Annotated in this window: 21 protein-coding genes and 1 other RNA gene; 11 read left to right on the top strand and 11 right to left on the bottom strand. The window is 62.4% G+C overall.

What is annotated here, in order from left to right:
* Positions 1 to 137: 137 nt before the first annotated feature.
* The 5 genes from B9N88_RS14690 to B9N88_RS14710 form a co-directional block, all read right to left on the bottom strand.
* Complete coding sequence (locus B9N88_RS14690; protein WP_027608380.1) at positions 138 to 1,142, bottom strand: extracellular solute-binding protein; 1,005 nt, start codon at positions 1,140 to 1,142, stop codon at positions 138 to 140.
* Between the two features lie 95 nt (positions 1,143 to 1,237).
* Entirely contained in the window at positions 1,238 to 2,455 is a 1,218-nt protein-coding gene (locus B9N88_RS14695; protein WP_177327739.1) for a 2-octaprenyl-3-methyl-6-methoxy-1,4-benzoquinol hydroxylase, read from the bottom strand.
* 61 nt (positions 2,456 to 2,516) lie between these two features.
* Positions 2,517 to 3,704 (bottom strand): 2-octaprenyl-6-methoxyphenyl hydroxylase, encoded by a 1,188-nt coding sequence (ubiH, locus tag B9N88_RS14700; RefSeq protein WP_027608378.1) that lies wholly within the window; start codon positions 3,702 to 3,704, stop codon positions 2,517 to 2,519.
* Positions 3,701 to 5,023, bottom strand: a complete 1,323-nt coding sequence (gene pepP, locus B9N88_RS14705) for a Xaa-Pro aminopeptidase (protein WP_027608377.1) — start codon at positions 5,021 to 5,023, stop codon at positions 3,701 to 3,703. Before pepP ends, ubiH begins: the two co-directional genes overlap by 4 nt.
* Before the next feature lie 21 nt (positions 5,024 to 5,044).
* A complete protein-coding gene (locus B9N88_RS14710) occupies positions 5,045 to 5,602 on the bottom strand; it encodes a YecA/YgfB family protein (RefSeq protein WP_027608376.1) in 558 nt (185 codons plus the stop codon).
* 138 nt (positions 5,603 to 5,740) lie between these two features.
* On the opposite strand from B9N88_RS14710, the gene B9N88_RS14715 reads away from it, so the two are divergent.
* The 4 genes from B9N88_RS14715 to B9N88_RS14730 all read left to right on the top strand — a co-directional run bounded on the left by B9N88_RS14715 (position 5,741) and on the right by B9N88_RS14730 (position 7,161).
* Complete coding sequence (locus B9N88_RS14715) at positions 5,741 to 5,950, top strand: TIGR02449 family protein (protein ID WP_007982902.1); 210 nt, start codon at positions 5,741 to 5,743, stop codon at positions 5,948 to 5,950.
* A complete protein-coding gene (locus tag B9N88_RS14720; RefSeq protein WP_027608375.1) occupies positions 5,947 to 6,264 on the top strand; it encodes a cell division protein ZapA in 318 nt (105 codons plus the stop codon). Before B9N88_RS14715 ends, B9N88_RS14720 begins: the two co-directional genes overlap by 4 nt.
* Positions 6,265 to 6,294: 30 nt before the next feature.
* A non-coding RNA gene (gene ssrS / locus B9N88_RS14725) (6S RNA) lies at positions 6,295 to 6,473 on the top strand.
* Between the two features lie 58 nt (positions 6,474 to 6,531).
* The gene (locus B9N88_RS14730) at positions 6,532 to 7,161 is read left to right on the top strand and encodes a 5-formyltetrahydrofolate cyclo-ligase (RefSeq protein ID WP_027608374.1); all 630 of its coding nucleotides are present in this window, start codon (positions 6,532 to 6,534) and stop codon (positions 7,159 to 7,161) included.
* A 7-nt stretch (positions 7,162 to 7,168) separates the two neighbouring features.
* Here B9N88_RS14730 and B9N88_RS32360 read toward each other — a convergent pair whose 3' ends face one another.
* The gene (locus B9N88_RS32360) at positions 7,169 to 7,318 is read right to left on the bottom strand and encodes a hypothetical protein (RefSeq protein WP_092355790.1); all 150 of its coding nucleotides are present in this window, start codon (positions 7,316 to 7,318) and stop codon (positions 7,169 to 7,171) included.
* A 194-nt stretch (positions 7,319 to 7,512) separates the two neighbouring features.
* On the opposite strand from B9N88_RS32360, the gene B9N88_RS14735 reads away from it, so the two are divergent.
* The 4 genes from B9N88_RS14735 to B9N88_RS14750 all read left to right on the top strand — a co-directional run bounded on the left by B9N88_RS14735 (position 7,513) and on the right by B9N88_RS14750 (position 12,896).
* Complete coding sequence (locus tag B9N88_RS14735; RefSeq protein WP_027608373.1) at positions 7,513 to 7,962, top strand: EVE domain-containing protein; 450 nt, start codon at positions 7,513 to 7,515, stop codon at positions 7,960 to 7,962.
* Positions 7,963 to 8,098: 136 nt separating this feature from the next.
* Positions 8,099 to 9,064: an HlyD family secretion protein gene (locus B9N88_RS14740; RefSeq protein ID WP_027608372.1), complete on the top strand. Its 966-nt coding sequence runs from the start codon at positions 8,099 to 8,101 to the stop codon at positions 9,062 to 9,064.
* The gene (rbbA, locus tag B9N88_RS14745) at positions 9,061 to 11,778 is read left to right on the top strand and encodes a ribosome-associated ATPase/putative transporter RbbA (RefSeq protein WP_027608371.1); all 2,718 of its coding nucleotides are present in this window, start codon (positions 9,061 to 9,063) and stop codon (positions 11,776 to 11,778) included. The genes B9N88_RS14740 and rbbA overlap by 4 nt, the downstream gene beginning before the upstream one ends.
* The gene (locus tag B9N88_RS14750; protein ID WP_027608370.1) at positions 11,778 to 12,896 is read left to right on the top strand and encodes an ABC transporter permease; all 1,119 of its coding nucleotides are present in this window, start codon (positions 11,778 to 11,780) and stop codon (positions 12,894 to 12,896) included. The genes rbbA and B9N88_RS14750 overlap by 1 nt, the downstream gene beginning before the upstream one ends.
* 17 nt (positions 12,897 to 12,913) lie before the next feature.
* Here the strand turns inward: B9N88_RS14750 and B9N88_RS14755 are convergent, their stop codons facing one another.
* Positions 12,914 to 13,321: a flagellar basal body-associated protein FliL gene (locus B9N88_RS14755; RefSeq protein WP_027608369.1), complete on the bottom strand. Its 408-nt coding sequence runs from the start codon at positions 13,319 to 13,321 to the stop codon at positions 12,914 to 12,916.
* A gap of 150 nt (positions 13,322 to 13,471) precedes the next feature.
* Between B9N88_RS14755 and B9N88_RS14760 the strand changes: the two genes are divergently transcribed.
* Both B9N88_RS14760 and glpT read left to right on the top strand, forming a co-directional pair.
* Positions 13,472 to 14,449: an NADPH:quinone oxidoreductase family protein gene (locus B9N88_RS14760; protein WP_027608368.1), complete on the top strand. Its 978-nt coding sequence runs from the start codon at positions 13,472 to 13,474 to the stop codon at positions 14,447 to 14,449.
* 292 nt (positions 14,450 to 14,741) lie between these two features.
* On the top strand, positions 14,742 to 16,079 hold the full coding sequence (gene glpT / locus B9N88_RS14765; RefSeq protein ID WP_027608367.1) for a glycerol-3-phosphate transporter: 1,338 nt from the start codon (positions 14,742 to 14,744) through the stop codon (positions 16,077 to 16,079).
* On the opposite strand, the gene B9N88_RS14770 is transcribed toward glpT, so the two are convergent.
* Both B9N88_RS14770 and B9N88_RS14775 read right to left on the bottom strand, forming a co-directional pair.
* Positions 16,076 to 16,729 (bottom strand): gamma-glutamylcyclotransferase, encoded by a 654-nt coding sequence (locus B9N88_RS14770; RefSeq protein ID WP_027608366.1) that lies wholly within the window; start codon positions 16,727 to 16,729, stop codon positions 16,076 to 16,078. The genes glpT and B9N88_RS14770 overlap by 4 nt on opposite strands.
* A 27-nt stretch (positions 16,730 to 16,756) precedes the next feature.
* Positions 16,757 to 19,144, bottom strand: a complete 2,388-nt coding sequence (locus B9N88_RS14775) for a TonB-dependent receptor plug domain-containing protein (protein WP_027608365.1) — start codon at positions 19,142 to 19,144, stop codon at positions 16,757 to 16,759.
* 330 nt (positions 19,145 to 19,474) lie between these two features.
* On the opposite strand from B9N88_RS14775, the gene B9N88_RS14780 reads away from it, so the two are divergent.
* Entirely contained in the window at positions 19,475 to 19,957 is a 483-nt protein-coding gene (locus B9N88_RS14780) for a hypothetical protein (protein WP_027608364.1), read from the top strand.
* A gap of 34 nt (positions 19,958 to 19,991) precedes the next feature.
* Here the strand turns inward: B9N88_RS14780 and B9N88_RS14785 are convergent, their stop codons facing one another.
* Together B9N88_RS14785 and ubiD are read right to left on the bottom strand one after the other, a co-directional pair.
* Positions 19,992 to 20,960, bottom strand: a complete 969-nt coding sequence (locus tag B9N88_RS14785; RefSeq protein ID WP_027608363.1) for a CDP-6-deoxy-delta-3,4-glucoseen reductase — start codon at positions 20,958 to 20,960, stop codon at positions 19,992 to 19,994.
* On the bottom strand, positions 20,960 to 22,426 hold the full coding sequence (ubiD, locus tag B9N88_RS14790; protein ID WP_027608362.1) for a 4-hydroxy-3-polyprenylbenzoate decarboxylase: 1,467 nt from the start codon (positions 22,424 to 22,426) through the stop codon (positions 20,960 to 20,962). The genes B9N88_RS14785 and ubiD overlap by 1 nt, the downstream gene beginning before the upstream one ends.
* Between the last annotated feature and the right edge of the window lie 64 nt (positions 22,427 to 22,490).

The following is a 22,490-nucleotide window of genomic DNA, read 5'->3' on the forward strand; positions in this document are numbered from 1 at the left end:
TCAAATCACCACAATCCAATGTGGGAGGGGCTTGCCCCCGATGGCGGTGGATCAGTCAACGATGAGTAGACTGACACTCCGACATCGGGGGCAAGCCCCCCTCCACATTTGGATCTGCGGCGTCCTACAAATTGTACTTAGTTCCAGCCCGCCCGATCCATCAGGCGAATGGCTTCAGCCTGGCGCTTGCCCGCCACTTCCACCGGCAATGTATCCGCCACGAACTTGCCCCAGGTCGCCACTTCAGCCGACGGCGGTACCGCCGGGTTGGCCGGGAATTCCTGGTTCACGTCGGCAAAGATCTTCTGCGCCTCAGGCGTGGTCATCCACTCCACCAATGCCTTGGCGGCTTCCGGGTGTGGCGCGTGTTTGGTCAAGCCGATGCCCGACAGGTTCACATGCACGCCACGGTCGCCCTGGTTCGGCCAGAACAGCTTCACCGCCAGGTCCGGCTTCTGCTTGTGCAGACGGCCGTAGTAGTAGGTATTGACGATACCCACGTCGCATTGCCCGGCGTTGATCGCCTCCAGCACCGCAATGTCATCCGAGAATACGTCGGTAGACAGGTTATTCACCCAGCCCTTGACGATTTCTTCGGTCTTGGCCGCGCCGTGGGTTTCGATCAGGGTGGCCGTCAGCGACTGGTTGTAGACCTTTTTCGCCGTGCGCAGGCACAGGCGGCCTTCCCACTGTTTGTCGGCCAGGGCTTCGTAGGTGGTCAGGTCACCCGGTTTGACCCGGTCGGTGGAGTACGCGATGGTCCGCGCGCGCAGGCTCAAACCGGTCCAGGCATGCGCCGAAGAGCGGTATTGCAGGGGAATGTTCTTGTCGATTACCGGGGAGGTGAACGGTTGCAGAATGCCCATTTGCTCGGCCTGCCAGAGGTTGCCGGCATCCACGGTGAGCAGCAGGTCGGCGGTGGCGTTTTCGCCCTCGGCCTTGATGCGCTGCATCAGCGGCGCTTCCTTGTCGGTGATGAACTTCACCTGGACACCGGTCTTTTGGGTGTAGGCGTCGAACACCGGTTTGATCAGTTCGTCGATACGCGAGGAGTAGACCACCACTTCGTCGGCTGCCTGCACGGAGGTGCTGCCGATCAGGGTGAATGCCAGGGCAGTCAGGAGGCGCTTGGGTGCCAACATGGGTGCGGTCTCTCATTTGCAAAATAAGCGCAAATGATAGGGACTCACATTTGGTAACGCTCGGCGGAGCCGTTACCAAATGTTGCACAAACCTGTCAGGGCTTGGCCAGGTCCGGCAGATCCCCGCTCAACCCGAGGGCCTGGCGCACAAACACGGCCTTGGCCTCGGGCATCTGGTCGACCATCTTCAACCCGGCATTACGCAACCAGCGCAGCGGCAGTTGATCGGCCTGGAACAGGCGCTCAAAGCCTTCCATCGCCGCCATCAGGGCCAGGTTATGGGGCATGCGTCGGCGCTCGTAACGGCTGAGCACCTTCACATCGGCCAGACGTTCACCGCGTTCGGTGGCCGACAACAACACTTCGGCCAGCACCGCCGCATCGAGGAAACCCAGGTTGACGCCCTGCCCGGCCAATGGATGGATGACATGGGCGGCGTCGCCGATCAATGCCAGGCCCTCGGCCACATAGCGTTTGGCGTGGCGCTGACGCAAGGGTACGCACACACGCGGATCGGCGCTGACCACGCTACCGAGGCGCCCTTCAAAGGCGCGCTCCAGTTCACGGCAGAAGCTTTCATCATCCAGCGCCATCAGGCGTTCGGATTCGGCCGGCGTAGTCGACCAGACGATCGAGCACCAATCTTCCTGCCCGTCCCGCTCCAGCGGCAAAAACGCCAGCGGGCCGGTGTCGGTAAAGCGTTGCCAGGCCGTGCGCTGGTGCGGCTGGCTACTGCGCACGCTGGTAACGATGGCGTTATGAAGGTAGTCCCATTCACGGGTCGCGGTGCCGGTCAGGCGGCGCACGGCGGAGTTGGCGCCATCGGCGGCCACCACCAACGGCGCGCGCAATTTCCGGCCATCGGCCAGGGTCAGCAACCAGTCATCGCCGGAACGGCGCATCTGCTCCAGGCGCGCATTCGCCAGCAGGCCCAGGTCGCAGTCGTGCAGACGTTCGAGCAAGGCATCCTGGACCACGCGGTTCTCGACGATATGCCCAAGCACTTCGGCATGCACACTGGCCGCCGAAAAGTGGATCTGCCCGGTGCCGCTGCCGTCCCACACCTGCATCTCGCCGTACGGGCTGGCGCGTCGTTCAACGATGCCATCCCACACACCGAGGCGCTCGAGGATGCGCTGGCTGGCCGCCGACAAGGCACTCACACGGGGTTCGAAGGCCGCCTCGCGGTCGAACGGCTTGACGCTCAGCGGGCTGCCGTCGAGCAGCAGCACTTGCAGGCCGCTGCCTTGCAATGCCAGCGCCAGGGCGCTTCCGACCATTCCGGCCCCGACAATCAGCACATCTGCGCGCATGTCCATGCTTTAAGCCTGTCTCGCTGGCGGCTTGCACCGCACGTAAAAGGATTGATGAGTCTCACGCATCGGGACGCGTCCCCAGGCCCATGGCCTGACGGGCGAACCAACGCTTGGCCGGTGGCAGCAGGTCCAGGCCCAGCAGGCCCATATTGCGGCCCAGGGCGACCAGCGGTTGCGCGCTGCCAAACAGCCGCGTGACCTGGTCGGAGAAACCCACGGTCAACTTCTGATCCATGCGCTGACGCTCGCGATAAGCCTGCAACGTCGCCAGGTCGCCCGGCACCGCCGGCCCGGCCAACAGGGCCTCGGCCAAGGCGTGCGCATCACGCAGGGACAGGTTGAACCCCTGCCCGGCAATCGGGTGCAGGCTGTGGGCGGCATTGCCGAGGATCGCCAGGTGCGAGCGCACTTGCTCTTCGGCTTCCACCAGGGTCAACGGATACAGATGACGGGCGCCGACTTGCTTGAGGGTGCCCAGGCGGTAGCCGAACACGCCCTGCAACTCGCTCAGGAAGCTGCGTTCATCGAGATTGGCCAGGCGCTGTGCGTCCATGCCGATACGGGTCCATACCAGTGCGCAACGGTTGTCCGGCAGCGGCAGCAGGGCCATCGGGCCTTCATCGGTGAAACGCTCGAACGCTTCGCCGTTGTGGGCTTCGCTCGGGGTGATGTTGGCGATCAGTGCGCTCTGGTTGTACGGGCGGGTTCTCACGCCAATGCCCAATTGCTCGCGCAGGCCGGAGCGGCCGCCGTCGGCGAGCACCGCGAGGTCGCATTCCAGCACGGTTTCATCGTTGAGGGTCAGGCGGTAGCCATCGGGCAGCGGCTCCAGGCGTGTGACTTCCGCCGGGCAGCGCCAACTCACCACGTCCTTGTCCAGGCCTTGCCACAGGCATTGGCCGAGCCAGGCGTTTTCCACCACGTAACCGAGGGCTGGCACGCCCTCCTCCATGGCGGACAGTCGCGCGGTGGAGAAGCGTCCGCGGTCCGACACATGGATCTGCTTGATCGGCTCGGCGCGGCGCGAGATCTGCTGCCACAGGCCCAGGCGCTGATAAATCTGCCGGGCGCCGTAGGACAGCGCCGAAGACCGCGCGTCGTAGCTCGGCTGGTAGCTGTCGCCGGGCGCGAAGGGTTCGATCAGCACGATCTTCCAGCCACGCGCCTTGGCACCGGCCTGCAACGCCAGCGCCAGGCTCGCGCCTACCAGGCCGCCACCGATAATCGCCAGGTTGACCCGGCTCATCGGGCGGCCGCCATTAGGGCTTCGATTTCAACGACGCTCTTGGGGGCGCCGCCGGTCAGGATTTCACAGCCTTGCTTGGTCACCACCACGTCGTCCTCGATACGTACACCAATGCCACGCCATTTTTTCGCGACGGTCTGGTTATCCGGCGAGATATAAATGCCCGGTTCCACCGTCAGCGCCATGCCAACTTCCAGCACACGCCATTCGCCGCCCACCTTGTACTCGCCCACATCATGCACATCCATCCCCAGCCAATGGCCGGCGCGGTGCATATAGAAGGGTTTGTAGGCTTCACTGGCGATCAGCTCGTCGACGTCGCCCTTCAGCAACCCCAGCTTCACCAGTCCGGCAGTGATGACCTGCACCGTCGCCTCGTGGGCCTGGTTCCAATGTTTGTTCGGCGCGATCTCGGCAAAGGCGGCTTCCTGGGAAGCCAGCACGATTTCATAGATCGCCTTCTGTTCCGGCGAAAATTTGCCATTGACCGGCCAGGTGCGCGTGATGTCGCTGGCGTAGCAATCGATTTCGCAACCGGCATCGATCAGCACCAGGTCGCCGTCCTTAAGCACGGCGTCATTCTGCTGGTAATGCAGGATGCAGCTGTTGCGCCCGGTGGCGACGATGGAGCCATAGGCCGGCATCTTCGAACCGCCCTTGCGGAATTCGTAATCCAGCTCGGCTTCCAGGCTGAACTCATGCAAGCCGACGCGGCTGGCCTGCATGGCCTTTACATGGGCCGCGCAGGAAATTCGCGCGGCCTCGCGCATCACCTTCACTTCTGCCGCCGATTTATACAGGCGCATGTCGTGGAGCAGATGATCCAGGGCAACAAACTCGTTCGGTGGCTGGGCGCCAAGGTGCGCTTTGGAGCGGATGACGTTGATCCACTCCATCAGGTGCCGATCGAATTCGGCGTTGCTGCCCATGGCCGAATACACCCGGTCGCGGCCTTCGATCAGGCCGGGCAGGATGTCGTCGATATCGGTGATGGGGAAGGCATCGTCGGCGCCAAAGTCACGGATGGCGCCTTCGGTACCGGCACGCAGGCCGTCCCACAATTCGCGCTCGGCATTGCGTTCGCGGCAGAACAGCACGTACTCGCCATGCTGGCGACCGGGCATCAGCACGATCACCGCTTCCGGCTCGGGGAAGCCGCTCAGGTACTGGAAGTCGCTGTCCTGGCGATAGACGTGCTCCACATCGCGATTGCGGATCGCCACGGCGGCAGCCGGCAGGATCGCGATGCTGTTGGGTTCCATCTGCGCCATGAGCGCCTTGCGACGCCGGGTGTATTCCGCTTTGGGGATATGGATCATGGGCAGATGGGCTTCCTTTTCTTAGTGCAGCGAAGGCTTGGGTGCAACAGGCTCAGCGGACTTCCTGGTCTCGGTGAACAGCAGCAATGGCGCGACGCGCAGGTATTCCATGACTTCCATGTAGTCGCCTTCGCCGTCTTCGGACTCTTCCAGGGCATCTTGCACCTGGGAGATGGCCGCCAGGTCCTGCAGCACTTCCTTGGCGTCGGTGCTCAGTTCCAGGCCGCCGGCGTTCACGCCGAAACCGTGGAGGAAGCCCTGGCACCATTGGCCCAGTGCGGCGGCGCGTTCGGGGAGCGGTGCATCGTCGGTCGGCAGCAGCAGGACCACGGTGACGTCATCACCGGTCAGTTCGCCCTTGACCATCTCTTGCAGGCCGATCAGCGCGTTGCGCACGTTGTCGGTCGGTTCGGTTTCCAGCAGCTCGGCCACATCGGCCAGCCAGTTGTCGGCATCAAAGCCAACACCGGTGCAACTGCGGCCGAGCAGCACGCCATGCAGCTCGGCGGGCGAGCAAGGATGGCCGCTGGTGCTCAGCAGTTTGGAAAAAGCATCGTACGGGGAGTTCTGAATGGGCATGGTGAGCTAGGCGCCAGACGGCGCAATGTCTAGAATGGAGCGCTGTATCCTAGCACCGGCAGACGTACCAAGACTATCGAGGGCGTCAGATCGTTTATCCTGCAGTTGCCATTCATCAGACAAATCCAGTGGAACCCAATGGAAGACACCGACCTGCAAGCGCTGATGGCCAGACTCGAATTGCTAATTACTCGGGTCGAGCAACTTAAGAGTCAAAACGGACTCCTATTAGCTCAGGAAAAGACCTGGCGCGAGGAACGCGCTCACCTCATTGAAAAAAACGAAATCGCCCGGCGTAAGGTCGAATCGATGATTTCGCGCCTGAAGGCCCTGGAGCAAGACTCATGAGTTCAAGCAATAGCGTCACCGTGCAGATCCTCGACAAAGAATATTCGATCATCTGCCCCCAGGAAGAGCGCAACAACCTGGTGAGCGCCGCCCGCTACCTGGACGGCAAGATGCGTGAAATCCGCAGCAGCGGCAAAGTCATCGGTGCCGACCGCATCGCCGTAATGGCCGCCCTGAACATTACCCACGACCTGCTGCATAAGCAGGAGCGCCCTGACGTACAGGCCAGCGGCTCGACGCGCGAGCAGGTGCGCGACCTGCTCGAACGCGTCGACCTGGTGCTTTCCAGCGACACAGAGCAACCCAAGGGCTGATTGCCGCGACTGTTTAAGGTATACTCGCCCCACTCCCTGGCGTGCTTGCCAGTCGGCGATGTCCCGGAGCCGATTCGCACTACCCTGGAAGTTGCACGTTGGGCTGGTGTGCATGTCCGCTAGACGGAAAGCCTTAAAGCCTACTGCTTCTTCCACCTTGAACTTTCGGGTTCAAGGGCTGAGTCGACAGCGGCTCTGTCGGGGAGCCTGAATTCCAGAACTCAATGCCAGTCCCCGGACTGGCATTGTTTTATGAGCCGAAAAACCATGAACGAACCTGCGCCGCTTTCCCGTCCGCACCTTCGACGCATGTTGCGCAAAGCCCGCCGCGCCCTCACGCCCAGCGAGCAGCGCCAGGCCGCCCATGGCCTGTATCGGCAACTGGCACAGCACCCGCTGTTTCGCCGGGCCAAACATATTTCCCTGTATCTACCGACGGACGGTGAAATCGATCCGCGCCTGCTGCTGCGTGCGGCACAGCGCCGGGGCAAGGCCACTTACCTGCCGGTGCTCAGCGCCTGGCCACGGACCAAGATGGTGTTCCAGCGCGTGAAGCCTGGGGAAACGCTGCTGCCCAATCGCTTTCGCATTCTGGAGCCACGGGTCAATGCCAGGCGCCAGCGCAAGGTATGGGCGCTGGATCTGGTGTTGCTGCCGTTGGTGGGGTTCGATGATACCGGTGGCCGCCTGGGCATGGGCGGCGGTTTCTACGACCGCAGCCTCGCCTATCTGGCACGCCGCAAAAGCTGGCGCAAGCCGGCGCTGCTGGGCCTGGCCCATGAATGTCAGAAGGTCGATCGATTGGCACAGGCCAGCTGGGATGTGCCGTTGGCTGGCACCGTTACCGACAGGCAGTGGTATGTCGCAGAAACGCCGCAGGAAGCTACGGCGCCTTGAAGAAGGGTCAGCGCTTGAAGGGTTGCGGCTGCTGCTGAGTCAGTTCAACTGGCGCATCGGTCTTGTTCGACCACAAGCTTTGCGCATACCCGGTGGTCACGACGCCCAGACCAAACAAAATCACCAATATCCATAGTAAATCCGGTTTACGTTGCATCGATTGCCCCCCTTCAGGCATCTCGTACACGATGACAACAACGTTCCAAAGTAGTCCGTTGCAGCTGCGTCAAGCTTAAAATCCCGGCATTCTGCGATAACGTGAACCAACACGCAAACCTTGACGCCAACCGACTGTCGGTTTGTCATCAAATTGCCTGACAACTTGCCCACTGCTTTTTCAGGAGCGCAAAAATGGCCTACTGGCTGATGAAATCCGAGCCCGACGAACTCTCCATCAACGGCCTGGAAACGCTGGGCGAAGCGCGCTGGGACGGGGTACGCAACTACCAGGCACGCAACTTCCTGCGCGCCATGGCGGTGGGTGACCAATTTTTCTTCTACCACTCCAGTTGCCCCGAGCCCGGCATTGCCGGCATCGGCAAGATCATCGCGGCCGCCTATCCGGACCCTACCGCGCTGGAACCGGACAGCCATTACTTCGACGCCAAGGCCACCCCGGAGAAAAACCCGTGGAGCGCGATCAATGTCGCGCACGTCCAGACCTTTCCCAAGGTGCTGGGCCTGGGCTACCTGAAACAGCAAACCGCCCTCGCCGAATTGCCCCTGGTACAAAAAGGCAGTCGCTTGTCCGTGATGCCGGTCACGGCAGAGCAATGGGCGGCGGTGCTGGCACTGCGCTGACCAGAACCCTGCGGTCACGCTCCCGGCGCATGCATCTGCACCTGAACCGGGTTAGGCTTGCGCTTCATTTGACCGGCATCAACGCCCCTCGGGCTGCCTCGGTCAAACTAGGAAGCTAACGCCGCAGGATGCACCCATGTCGATCACGCCCCGCTCCTCCCACCTGTTTGCCGCTTTGTTGATTGCCTTGTTGCTCGCCGCCGGCGGCTTCGGTTACTGGAAGTCCACCCAGGATCGCCTGCCCGAAGGCTTGGGCATGGGCAACGGCCGCCTGGAATCCACCGAAGTGCAGATCGCCGCCAAGATCCCCGGCCGCCTGGCCGAGGTGCGGGTGGATGAAGGTGACAAGGTGCTCAAGGGCCAGTTGCTGGCGCGCATGGACACCCGCACCCTGGAAGCCCAGCGCGCCCAGGCCGAAGCCGAAGTGCTGCGCGCCAGGGAAAACTTCGCCGCCGCCGAGGCCAATGTGCAACTGCGCCAAAGCGAGCAACTGCTGGCCAACCAGGAACTCAAGCGTACCCAGGAACTGTACAAGCGCGGCTTTGCCAGCAGCCAGTTGATCGACCAGCAGCAGGCCCGCCAGAACACCGGCAACGCCGCCGTGATCGCCGCGCAAGCCCAGGTCAATTCGGTCAAGGCCGCCATCGGTGCCGCCCAGGCCCAGGTCGCCCAGTTGACCAGCGAAATCGATGACAGCAGCCTGCGCGCGCCCATCGACGGCATTATCCAACTGCGCCTGGCCGAGCCCGGCGAGGTCCTCGGTGCAGGCGGGCGCGTGCTGTTGTTGATCGACCCCGAGGATCAGTACATGAACCTCTATCTGCCCGCCTCCGTCACCGGGCGCCTGACGGTGGGCAGTGACGCACGCATCCTGCTCGATGCCCTGCCCCAGCAACCGCTGCCGGCGAAAATCAGTTTTGTTGCCGCCAAGTCGCAGTTCACCCCCAAGGAAGTCGAAACCCGCGACGAACGCCAGAAGCTGGTGTTTCGCGTCAAGCTGCGCCTGACCCAGCCCAGCGCCGTGCCCCAGGCCAAACCGGGGATGCCCGGCGCCGGCTACGTGCGCATGGCTGACATCGACTGGCCGGCCAACCTGCAATGACCGGCCTGGCGCTGCACGCCACCGCCATCAACCACCGTTACGGCAAGCAGCAGGCCTTGATCGACATCGCCTTCAGCCTGCCCACCGGCACGCGCTGCGGACTGATCGGCCCGGATGGGGCGGGCAAATCGAGCCTGTTGGGGTTGATCGCCGGGGTTAAAAAGCTCCAGGACGGCCAACTGGAGGTGCTCGGCGGCTCCATCGCCGACCGCCGCCACCGCAACAGCCTGTACCCGCGCATCGCCTTCATGCCCCAGGGCCTGGGCGGCAACCTGTACCCCGAACTGTCCATCAGCGAAAACATCCGCTTCTTCGCCACGCTGTTCGGCCTGTCCAACGCCGACTGCGACCAGCGCATGCACAACCTGCTGTTGGCCACCGACCTCGCGCGCTTCGCCGAGCGCCCGGCCGGCAAGCTCTCCGGTGGCATGAAGCAGAAGCTCGGCCTGTGCTGCGCGCTGATCCACGATCCGGACCTGTTGATCCTCGACGAACCCACCACCGGTGTCGACCCGCTGTCGCGGCGGCGCTTCTGGGAACTGGTGGAGACCGTCCGCAGCGAGCGCCCGCAACTGACGCTGCTGGTAGCCACCGCCTACATGGAAGAAGCCGAGCAATTCGAACATTGCCTGATGCTCGACCGTGGCCAACTGATCGCCGACGGGCTCAGCAGCGAACTGGCGGCAGCGACCCCCAGCGGCAAACTGGATGAGGCCTTCACCCACTTCCAGGGCGACAGCGCCCACGGCAACCAACCCCTGGTGATCCCGCCAAGGGAAAACGCCAACACCGATATCGCCATCGAAGCCCACGACCTGACCCTGCGCTTCGGCGACTTCACGGCGGTGAACAAGGTCAGCTTTGCCATCGGCCGTGGCGAGATCTTCGGCTTCCTCGGCTCCAACGGCTGTGGCAAGACCACCACGATGAAAGTCCTCACCGGGCTGATGCCGGCCACCGAAGGCAGCGCCACGCTGCTGGGCAACCCGGTGAACGCCAAGGACCTGGCCACCCGCAAGCGCGTAGGGTTCATGTCGCAAAGCTTCTCGCTGTATGGCGAGCTGAGCGTGCGCCAGAACCTGGTGTTGCACGCGCAACTGTTCGATTTGCCCAAGGCCGACAGCGGCCCGCGCATCGATGAGCTGATCCAGCGTTTCGACCTCGGTGAAGTGGCCGAGCAGCCCTCCGGGGAACTGCCCCTCGGCCTGCGCCAACGCTTGTCATTGGCCGTGGCGGTGCTGCATCGCCCGGAAGTATTGATCCTCGATGAGCCCACCTCGGGCGTCGACCCGGCGGCCCGGGATGATTTCTGGCGACTGTTGATCGAGTTGTCCCGCGAACAAGGGGTGACGATCTTCCTGTCTACCCACTTCATGAATGAAGCCCAGCGCTGCGACCGCATCTCCTTGATGCATGCCGGTAAGGTACTCGCCTGCGATACACCGGACGCACTGCAACGGCAATTCAACGGCGACACCCTGGAAGCCGCGTTCGTCACCTGCCTTGAGCAAGCCCAGGGCGATGCCGAACCTGCCACGTCGGCCAAAACCGTCAGCGAAACCCATGCGCCGCCCCTCAGCAAGCGTGGTTTCAGCCTGTCTCGCCTGCTGGCCGTGGCCAGCCGCGAAGGCAAGGAACTGCTGCGCGACAAAGTACGCATGGCCTTTGCCCTGCTCGGTGCGATGTTCATGATGGTGATCTTCGGCTACGGCATTTCCCTGGACGTGGAAAACCTCGCCTTCGCCGTCTACGACCAGGACCAGACGCCACAAAGCCGCGCCTATCTGGAAGCCTTCCGCAGCTCGCGCTACTTCGCCGAGCAGGCGCCGATCCAGGACGCCCCCGAATTGCACCGACGCCTGCAACGCTCGGAAATCAAACTGGCCCTGGAGATCCCGCCCGGCTTTGGTCGCGATCTCTATGCCGGGCGCCAACCCACCGTGGCCGCGTGGCTCGATGGCGGCATGCCGTTTCGTGCGGAAACCAGCCGCAACTATGTGGAGGCGGTGCACCAAGGCAACCTGCAGCAACTGGCCGAACTGAGCAGCCTGCCGCGCAGCACCCAGGCAGCCGCCAAACTGGAAACCCGTTTTCGCTATAACCAGGACGTGGTCAGCGTGAATGCCATCGGCCCCGGCGTGATGGCACTGATCCTGGCGTTTATCCCGGCGATGCTCACCGCCCTGGGCATCGTGCGCGAGAAAGAACTGGGTTCGATCACCAACTTCTACGCCACCCCCCTGACGCGCCTGGAATTCCTGCTCGGTAAACAGGCGCCTTACCTGGCCGTGAGCCTGGTCAACCTGGCGCTGCTGGTGGCGATGAATCGCTGGCTGTTCGGCGTGCCGTTCAAGGGCAGCGGCCTGACGCTGGCGTTTGGCGGGCTGCTGTATGTGCTGGCCACCACCAGCATGGGCCTGCTGATTTCCGCGTTCACCCGCACCCAGATCGCGGCGATCCTCGGCACCATGATCATCACCAGCCTGCCAACCATCCAGTTTTCCGGGCTGATCGTGCCGCGCTCGTCCCTGGAGGGCGCCGCCGCCTTGATGGGCGCACTGTTTCCGGCCGGGCACTTTTTGGATATTGCCGTGGGCACCTTCACCAAGGCCCTGGATCTGCGCCAGTTGTGGCCGCAATGCCTGGCGCTGTTCGGCTTCTTTATCGGGTTCACCGGGTTGAGCCTGGTCATGCTCAAGAAGCAGGAGGCCTGATGCACAAGCTCGCACACATCTTCCGGCTGGGCATCAAGGAACTCACCAGCCTGCGTCACGACAGCGTCTTGCTGCTGTTTCTGTTCTACGCCTTCACCGTCGCCATCTACATGCCCGCCGCCGGCTCGGTGATCGGCGTGCACAACGCCAGCGTGGCGTTTGTCGATGAAGACCACAGCGCGCTCTCCCGGCAGATGGCCGAGGCGCTGCAACCGCCCGAATTCCAACCACCGGCACCGTTGGCCTATGACCAGCTGGACAAGGTGATGGACAGCGGCCAGTACACCTTCGTGATCAACGTACCGGCCAACTTTCAGGCCGACCTGTTGGCCGGTCGCCAGCCTGGCGTGCAGGTGAACGTCGACGCCACGGCGATGAGCCAGGCGTTCATGGGCGCGGGCTATATCGGGCGGATCTTCCAGCGCGAATTGCTCAGCTACAGCGGGCAAACCGACGCCACCCGCCAGGCGCCCGCGCTGCTCACGACCCGAGCACTGTTCAACACCAACCTGGAGGGCGGCTGGTTCCTGGCCGTGATCCAGATCGTCAACAACATCACCATCCTGGCCATCGTGCTCACCGGCACCGCATTGCTGCGTGAGCGCGAGCACGGCACCCTCGACCACCTGCTGGTACTGCCGCTGACCGCACTGGAAATCATGCTGGCGAAAATCTGGAGCAATATGCTGGTGGTGGTGCTGTGCACCTGGCTATCGCTGGAGGTGGTGGTCAAAGGGCTGCTCGGCGTGCCGCTGGCCGGGTCGCTGGGGTTGTTCCTGTTTGTGACTGCCCTGTATCTGTTTGCCAGTACGGCACTGGGGATCTTCCTCGCCACCCTCGCCCGCTCCACGCCGCAGTTCGGCTTGCTGGCGATCCCGGTGATTATCCCGATGCTGCTGTTGTCAGGCGGCAGCACGCCGCTGGACAGCATGCCCGAGTGGTTGCAGTGGGTGATGCAGGGCTCGCCGTCGACGCACTTTGTAAGCCTGAGCGCAGCGATTTTGTTTCGCGATGCGGGGGTGAGTGTGGTGTGGCCGGACTTGCTGGCGCTGGCGGGGATCGGGCTGTTGTTTTTTGCGGTGGCGTTGGCGCGGTTCAGGAAGAGCCTGGCTTCCTGAACCGCAAGCCAGGCTGTTTACTGAATGATCAGGTTATTGAACAGCAGGTCTTCCACCATGGGCTTGCCCGTCTCGTCGTTCATCACTTGCTGGGTTTGCTTGAGGGCTTCCTGGCGCAGCTTCTCCTTGCCGTCGACCGTGCTCATGGCCTCGTTGGTCTGCTGGGTGAACAGCGCGACCAACTGGTTACGGATCAATGCGTCGTTGGCCTTGACCGCTTTGGCGGCTTCTTCGCCGGTCACGCGCAGGGCGATGTCGGCCTTGAACACTTTGAGCTTGGCTGTGCCATCCAGGCCGTAGTTACCCACGAACGGTGGGCTCAGGCTGATATAGCTGACCTTCGGCGCCTCGCCTTCTTTGGCCTCTTCGGCCTGGGCTGCCATCGGCAAGGTCAGGGCCAGCATCAATAGGATCCACGCTTTCACAGTTCATTCCTCACATTCGGTTGCCGGGTAGCATAACGCTAGCAAGGCAGAGCACAAGCTTATGGCGACTTATCAGGGCCGAGCATGCTCGTTGACCCACAGGCCTACCCTCCTACACTTATCGGCCACGACACCAAAAGGAATAGCCCGATGAAAGCTGTGCTGTGCAAAGCCTTCGGCCCCGCCGAAACCCTGGTGCTGGAAGACGTCGCAAGCCCCACGATCAAGAAGAACGAAATCCTGCTGGACGTGCATGCCGCCGGGGTCAACTTCCCCGACACCCTGATCATCGAGGGTAAATACCAGTTCAAGCCGCCCTTCCCGTTCTCGCCGGGTGGCGAGGCATCGGGGGTGGTCAGCGAAGTCGGGGAAAAGGTCAGCCACCTGAAAGTCGGCGACCGGGTCATGGCACTGACCGGCTGGGGCAGCTTTGCCGAACAGGTCGCGGTGCCAGGCTACAACGTGCTGCCGATCCCGCCGACCATGGACTTCAACACCGCCGCCGCCTTCAGCATGACCTACGGCACCTCCATGCACGCGCTGAAACAACGCGCCAACCTGCAACCCGGCGAAACCCTGCTAGTGCTCGGTGCTTCCGGTGGCGTGGGCCTGGCCGCCGTGGAAATCGGCAAGGCCATGGGCGCGCGGGTGATCGCCGCCGCGAGCAGTGCCGACAAACTCGCCGTGGCCAAGGCCGCCGGCGCCGATGAACTGATCAACTACAGCGAAGCCAGCCTAAAGGACGAAATCAAGCGCCTGACCGACGGTAACGGCGCCGATGTGATCTACGACCCGGTGGGCGGCGACCTGTTTGACCAGGCCATTCGCGCGATTGCCTGGAACGGCCGCCTGCTGGTGGTGGGTTTTGCCAGCGGGCGCATCCCGGAGCTACCGGTGAACCTGGCGCTGCTCAAGGGTGCGGCGGTGGTCGGGGTGTTCTGGGGTTCGTTTGCCCAGCGCCAGCCTCAGGACAATGCGGCGAACTTCCAGCAACTGTTCACTTGGTACGGTGAGGGCAAGCTCAAGCCGTTGGTGTCGCAGGTGTATCCGCTGGAGCAGGCCGCTCAGGCGATTAATGACCTCGGGCAGCGCCGGGCGGTAGGCAAGGTCGTCGTCCAGACCCGCTGACCGATCTGAAATGCAATCAAATGTGGGAGGGGGCTTGCCCCCGATGGCAGTGGGTCAGCTACAGATAAGCTGGCTGACCTACCGCTATCGGGGGCAAGCCCCCTCCCACATTTGTTCTCCATTGGACTGAGAAACGCTGAGCGACCACCACTTATCTATTAGCGACATGTTCGTAAGAGAACACGCGCTTGCTCTAATTTCCTGTGTTTGCGCATAAGAGGCAATGCTATTTTCGGTAACGAAACTGTAACATTCGCATCCGCAGTCAAAACAAGAAATTTGGAGCTCTTGAATGTTTGCTTTCTTTCGTCCTGCCGCACACCAGGCGCCTCTGCCTGAAGAAAATATCGACAGTACCTACCGACGGCTGCGCTGGCAGATCTTCGCCGGTATTTTCTTCGGTTATGCCGGGTATTACCTGCTGCGCAAGAACTTCTCCCTGGCCATGCCCTACCTGATCGACGAGGGTTACACCCGGGGGGAGCTGGGCCTGGCGATGTCGGCCATCGCGATCGCCTATGGCCTGTCCAAGTTCCTCATGGGCCTGGTATCCGACCGCTCCAACCCGCGTTACTTCCTGCCCTTCGGCCTGCTGGTATCGGCGGGGGTGATGTTCATTTTCGGTTTCGCGCCTTGGGCGACGTCCAGCGTGACCATGATGTTCATTTTGCTGTTCATCAACGGCTGGGCCCAGGGCATGGGCTGGCCGCCCAGTGGCCGGACCATGGTGCACTGGTGGTCGCAGAAAGAACGCGGCGGCGTGGTGTCGGTGTGGAACGTGGCGCACAACGTCGGCGGCGGTCTGATCGGCCCGCTGTTCCTGCTGGGCATGGCCTGGTTCAACGACTGGCATGCGGCGTTCTATGTACCGGCCACGGTGGCCTTGGCAGTGGCGGCATTTGCCTTCATTACCATGCGCGACACCCCGCAATCGGTGGGCCTGCCGCCGATCGAGCAGTACAAGAATGATTACCCGGAAGGCTACGACGCCAGCCACGAAGACGAATTCAGCGCCAAGGAAATCTTCGTCAAGTACGTGCTGCGCAACAAAATGCTCTGGTATATCGCATTCGCCAACGTGTTCGTCTACCTGCTGCGCTACGGCGTACTGGACTGGGCGCCGACCTACCTCAAGGAGGCCAAGCACTTCACGGTGGATAAATCGTCCTGGGCGTACTTCTTCTACGAGTGGGCAGGTATTCCGGGCACGCTGCTGTGCGGCTGGATGTCGGACAAGATCTTCCGTGGCAACCGTGGCCTGACCGGCATCGTGTTCATGGCGCTGGTGACCGTGGCGACCCTGGTGTACTGGCTCAACCCGCCGGGCAACCCGATGGTCGATATGATCGCGCTGATCTCGATCGGCTTTTTGATCTACGGCCCGGTGATGCTGATCGGCCTGCAGGCGCTGGAACTGGCACCGAAGAAAGCCGCCGGTACGGCTGCGGGCTTCACCGGTCTGTTCGGCTACCTGGGCGGTTCGGTGGCAGCCAGTGCGGCCATGGGCTACACCGTGGACCATTTTGGCTGGGACGGTGGTTTCGTGCTGCTGATCGGCGCGTGCGTGCTGGCCATCGCATTCCTGATCCCAACGCTGTGGCACACCAACAGCGTCAGCTCGGCGCGTTAATCGCCTGAGCAATCCTTGGCACAACGCTTGAGCCGCGCCTCCAGGTTTTTATCTGGCATGGCGTGGCTACGCAGGGCGTTGACGGTCTGCTCGACATAATCGCGAGTGGTGCCGTAACGCCCACAAGCGCTTTGCAGCACGTGGTTCAGCACGATATCGGGCAGGTTACCGGCGTAGCTGGGCAAGTGCCGCTCCAACACAAACCCCAACGCCTGCACCTGACTGCCATCTTCAAGGCGGCAACTGAGCCAGTGCGGCCGGTAGGACGGGTAAGGCATCTCGCGCTGCCACAAGGCGTAAAGCGAAGCCTCCAGTTGATCGTCCGGCAAGCGGTAGGCAAACCCGCTGCACGAGCCTCCGCGATCCAGGCCAAAGACCAGGCCCGGCAACTCCGGCGTGCCCCGATGCTCGTGGGACCACAGGTACAGACCCCGGTGATAACCGTGGACCCGTGCCCGCACTCGCTCAGTCGACGAACATTCCGGGCGCCAGATCAGCGAACCATACGCAAATAGCCAGACCGGGCCACCCTTGTGCCGGCCCATGGTGGCCTGCATCGAGCTCATTAACTGTTCGTGAGTGAGTTGCGGCCCCAGATCGAGCCGCGGAGGGTAAGCCAATTGCAGAAGATCGGATTCAATGGCGGTCATGGCGAAAAGCGGTGCGCCTCCTGTGTGTTACCAGTTGTAAGCAACTTTACCGTAATAAAACGCGCCGCTGTAACCGTACGGCGAAAAAGTGCTATAGGCCAGGTTGCCCCCACTGCTGGCGAAGGCGTTGACCTTCTCCGGGTATTTATCGGTGACGTTGTCGCCGCCCAGGGTGAAGGTCCAATTCTTCAGCCTGTAGTCCGCCGACAGGTCCAGCACCCAGGCAGCCTTGAAGGTCTGGTCGTTGACCTTGTCCGCCTGGTAGCTGGTGAATTCACCATAGCGCACCAGGTTGCTGTGCAGGGCCCAACGGCCGTAAGTGAAGTCGTTACCCAGGCTCAGCTTGTGCTGCGGCGTGGTATCCCCCAGCAAACCGATGCGCTCGCGGCGGTCCACACGCACCAGGTTCGCGCCCAGGCTGTCGAGGATGGCCGGGTTGGCCTTCACGTCCGTCACCTTGGTGTGGTTGTAGTTGTAGCCCACGGTGCTGTTCCAGCGGATGCCGCTGTCGAACTGGTAACGATAGTTGGCGACCAGGTCGACGCCGTCGGTGCTGGTGTCGGTGGCGTTGGTGAAGTAGCGGGCGGTGGTGTAGTCGATATTGCCGACACCGTTGGCCTGCAAATAGGCGCGCGTCGCCGCATTTATGCCGAGGTTGGACGACAGGCTTATACGGTCACGGATGTCGATGCGGTACACATCCACCGTCACCGTCAGGTCATCGGCCGGCTCCAGCACCAGCCCAAGGCTGTAGTTGCGCGACTTCTCGGCCTTGAGGTCTTCGGCGCCGAGCAAACGCGCCACCTGGCTGTTGGCCGGGAACGTGCCGGCTTCCTGGATAGTGCTGCCGATCAGCTGCGATGAGGTGTAGGCAAAGTTCTGCTGGGCCAGGGACGGCGCGCGGAAACCGTTGGAAACACTGCCGCGCACGGCCACCTGCGGGGTGAAGTCATAACGGGCTGAGAGCGAGCCACTGACATTCGAGCCGAAGTCACTGTAGTCCTCGTGGCGCACCGCCGCCGAGGCACTGAGTTTTTCGGTGAAGTTGGTTTCCAGGTCCAGGTACTGGGCCCAGTTGTGGCGCGTGCTGGTGCCCGCGTCGGCATCACGGAAACCACCCAGTCCGGAACTGCCGGTCTGAAAGTAGGAGGCCGGCTCGCCCGCCTCGATTTCATAACCCTGGTGCAGGTACTCACCGCCAAACGCCACGGACACCGGGTAAGGCAGCCAGCCCACGTCGAATTCACGGGACAGGTCCAGGCTGACTTGCTTCTGGTCGTTGCTCAGGGTGCCGTTGTCGAACTTGCGCGGCGTGGCCAGGCCCAGGGAGGTGTTGATGGTTTCGGTGCTGAGTGCGTACTGGTTCTTGCCATAGTTGGCCGACAGGTCGTAATGCCAGTCGTAGGCCAGCAAACCGCGCAGGCCCACCACCAATGAGGTGTCTTCAAGGTTGCCCTTGATCAGCGGCAGGTAACCGTTGGGGTTGAGCGCCGGGATGTTGTTGGACGCATTGCTCGCCCGGTAGAACGCCGCCGTCTCGCCGCGCCGCTTGCTGTAGCCGCCGAAGGTGTAGAGCTCGGCCGCCTCGTTGAAGGAATATTCGGAATTGAACTGGAATTTGCCTTCATTGGTGGCCGGCTCACCCTGGCGGAACACGCGCTGGCCATAGGTGGTAGAGCCCACGCTGCCCGTGCGGTAGTCATCCCCGGCGCGGTTGGTGTAGTCATTGTCAGCCCCTTCGGCCGACAGGTTGATAAAACCGTTGTCGCCCAGTGCCAGGCCGGTATTGCCGCTGACATTGCGCTGGATACCATCGCCCTTCTTGTATTCGCCGAACTTGGTGGAGATCGAACCGCCATGGTCGGCGTGCTTGAGGATCACGTTGATCACCCCGGCAATCGCATCCGAGCCGTAGCGGGCGGAAGCACCGTCACGCAGCACTTCGATATGGTCCACCGCCGACAGCGGGATCGCATTCAGGTCCGCCGGTGCCGACCCACGGCCCACCGCGCCGCCCAGGTTGACGAAGGCACTGGTGTGGCGGCGCTTGCCGTTGACCAGCACCAGCACCTGATCGGGTGACAGGCCGCGCAACTGCGCAGGGCGCACCAGTTCGGCACCATCCACCAGGCTTGGGCGCGGGAAGTTGATCGACGGAATCAGGCGCGCCAGCACCGCCCCCAACTCATCAGAGCCCGTGCTGCGCAGGCTATCGCCGGAAATCACATCGATCGGAGACAGCGAAGCACTGGCGGTACGCTCCTGGGCGCGGGTGCCGGTGACGATCACGGTGTCGAGTTTGGGTGCATCGGTGGCGGGCGCTTCGGCCGCCAGGACAGGATTGAAACCCACAGCGGCCAGCAAATTGGCCGACAAAATCGCTGTGTACAGCGCGTGTTGCGTGTAGCTCCCCATACCGCTCCCCTTTGAATCAAGAATCAGAACGTCAGTGTTCTGAGTTCGCAAGATCGATCCGGCTGGCGGGCGGTGGCGGTCAGTTAATGGTTATTGGAAGAAAATCGGTAGTCCGTTGCGATATAGCTTAAGGATATTTATGTAACAAATTAAATACCTTTAAAGCATAAGCGAATGCATAAGCCCGATGCCCCTTTCGTCAGGATTGCACAGGGCATTCCAGCTACTTTCAGCCCCGGTTCAGCCTGGGAGCACGCCAAGCCGTCAAACTGGCGCGCACGTCCACGACCCACCTAGCCGCCCATCAAACCGTCTATCGAGGTCGCACCCATGAAGAAATTTCGACTGCCTGGCCTGCTGTTCCTGGCCCAGGCCACCACCGCACTGGCTGGCGAAACACCGCCTGCCGAGGACGACAAAGGCTTCTGGTACGCGCAGACCAGCGTCTATACCCGGCACTTCGCGCCGGACAAAGACCACAACAACAACCAGGACCTGATCGGCCTGGAGCGCAATGAGGCATCAGGCTTTGTGTATGGCGGGGCGACGTTTCGCAACTCGTTCAGCCAGCGCTCTTACTACGCCTATGCAGGCAAGCGCTATGACATGGCCGACTCTGCGGTGTACCTGAAGGTCACAGGCGGGGCGATCCAGGGCTATCGCGGCAAATACCGCGACAAGATCCCCCTCAACCGTTTCGGTGTGGCGCCGGTGATCATCCCGTCGGTAGGCACCCATTACGGGCCGGTGGCGGCGGAACTGGTGCTGCTGGGGTTCAATGCGGCGATGGTGACGACCGGAGTACGTTTCTGAGCGTGCGCATGCCCCGTTCCACCGTTCCGTTGCGTCAGGGCCGCGGGGCGTAGGCGAATACGTCGGCGCGCATCTGGTGCGCATCCATGCCGGCATCGACCAGTGCATCCAGCGTGCCGTAGATCATCGCCGGTGAACCGCTGGCGTAGACATGCACCACCTTGAGGTCGGCAATGTCTTCGCACACCGCTTCATGCAGCAGGCCGCAGCGCCCTTCCCAGCCACACAGGTCGCTGACCACCTTGTGCAGGAACAGATTGGGCAGTTGCCGCCATTGGTCCCAGTGCTCGATCTCGTAGAAATCTTCCGGGCGCCGCACGCCCCAGTACAGGTGCACCGGGTGCTTGAAGCCGGACGCGCGGCAATGCTCGATCAGGCTGTGCATCTGCGCCATGCCGGTCCCGGCGGCGATCAGCACCAATGGCCCGTCCGGCAGCTCGGCCAGGTGGGTGTCGCCAAAGGGCAGCTCGATGCGCGCCATCTGGTTGCGCTGCAATTGTTCCAGCAAGTTGCGCGCGCTGTCCTCGCGGGCCAGTACATGCAGTTCCAGCTCGCGACCGGCGTGGGGCGCCGACGCCAGGGAAAATGCCGACTTCTCGCCATTCTCCCGCTCGATCATCAGGTATTGCCCGGCGTGGTAACGCACCGCCTTGCCGGCCGGGGCCCGCAGGCGCACGCGCCACACATCTCCGCCCACTTCCACGCACTCACTCAATTGGCACGACAACTTGCGCAACGGCAACTCTCCCGGCGCCAGCACGCCATCCCACAACACAATGCAATCTTCCAGCGGCTCGGCGATGCAGGTGTAGAACTCGCCATGGTCGCGAACCTCACCGGCTTGCTGCACCCGGCCCTCCACCAGCAGTGCGGCGCACACGTGGCACACGCCATTGCGACACGCCTGGGGGCATTCGTAGCCCAGGCGGCGCGCGCCTTCGAGGATTCGCTCGCCGGGGACCAGCTCCAGCACGGCGCCGGAAGGTTGCAGGGTTACACGCATCAATCTATTCCCAATTCTTTCCAAATCGCATCGACACGTGCCGTGACGGCCTCATCCTTGACGATCACCCGGCCCCACTCGCGGGTCGTTTCACCCGGCCATTTGTGGGTAGCGTCCAGGCCCATCTTCGAGCCCAGGCCCGACACCGGCGACGCGAAGTCGAGGTAGTCGATCGGCGTGTTGTCGATCATCACCGTGTCGCGCTTGGGGTCCATGCGCGTGGTGATGGCCCAGATCACATCGTTCCAGTCCCGGGCATTGATGTCGTCGTCGGTGACGATAACGAACTTGGTGTACATGAACTGTCGCAAAAACGACCACACACCCAGCATGACCCGCTTGGCATGGCCGGGATACGACTTCTTCATGGTCACGATGGCCATGCGATACGAGCAGCCTTCCGGCGGCAGGTAGAAGTCGGTGATTTCCGGGAATTGCTTCTGCAGGATCGGCACGAACACTTCGTTCAGCGCCACCCCCAGAATCGCCGGCTCATCCGGCGGACGGCCGGTGTAGGTGCTGTGGTAGATCGGTTTGATCCGATGGGTGATGCGTTCCACGGTGAACACCGGGAAGCTGTCGACTTCGTTGTAATAGCCGGTGTGGTCGCCGTACGGGCCTTCATCGGCCATCTCGCCTGGATGAATCACGCCTTCGAGGATGATTTCAGCGGTGGCCGGCACTTGCAGGTCGTTGCCACGGCACTTCACCAGCTCGGTGCGGTTGCCACGCAACAGGCCGGCGAAGGCATATTCGGACAGGCTGTCGGGCACCGGGGTCACGGCGCCGAGGATGGTCGCAGGGTCGGCGCCCAGGGCCACGGAGACCGGGAACGGCTTGCCGGGGTGCTTCTCGCACCATTCACGGAAGTCCAAGGCACCGCCACGGTGGCTCAGCCAACGCATGATCACCTTGTTGCGGCCAATCACTTGCTGACGGTAAATACCCAGGTTCTGGCGGTCCTTGTTCGGGCCCTTGGTGACGGTCAGGCCCCAGGTGATCAGCGGGCCGACATCGCCGGGCCAGCAGGTTTGCACCGGCAGCATGGCCAGATCGACATCATCGCCTTCGATGACCACTTCCTGGCACACCGCGTCCTTGACCACCTTGGGTGCCATGGCAATGATCTTGCGGAAGATCGGCAGCTTCGACCAGGCATCCTTCAAGCCCTTGGGCGGCTCGGGTTCCTTGAGGAACGCCAGCAGCTTGCCGATCTCGCGCAATTCGCTGACCGCCTCGGCGCCCATGCCAAAGGCCACACGCTCGGGGGTACCGAACAGGTTGCCGAGCACCGGTATGTCAAAACCGGTCGGGTTCTCGAACAGCAGCGCCGGGCCCTTGTTACGCAAGGTGCGGTCGCAAATCTCAGTCATTTCCAGCACCGGTGAAATCGGCATCTGGATACGTTTCAACTCTCCGCGCTGCTCAAGTTGCTGCACGAAATCCCGAAGATCCTTGAATTTCATTAACCATGCCACCCGTAAAATAGGCGTACATCCTACCTGCTCTGAGGGCTGCTGGCAGCTTATC

Origin of the sequence: Pseudomonas sp. LAMO17WK12:I1 (assembly GCF_900177315.1) — a bacterium.
Taxonomy (GTDB): domain Bacteria; phylum Pseudomonadota; class Gammaproteobacteria; order Pseudomonadales; family Pseudomonadaceae; genus Aquipseudomonas; species Aquipseudomonas marginalis.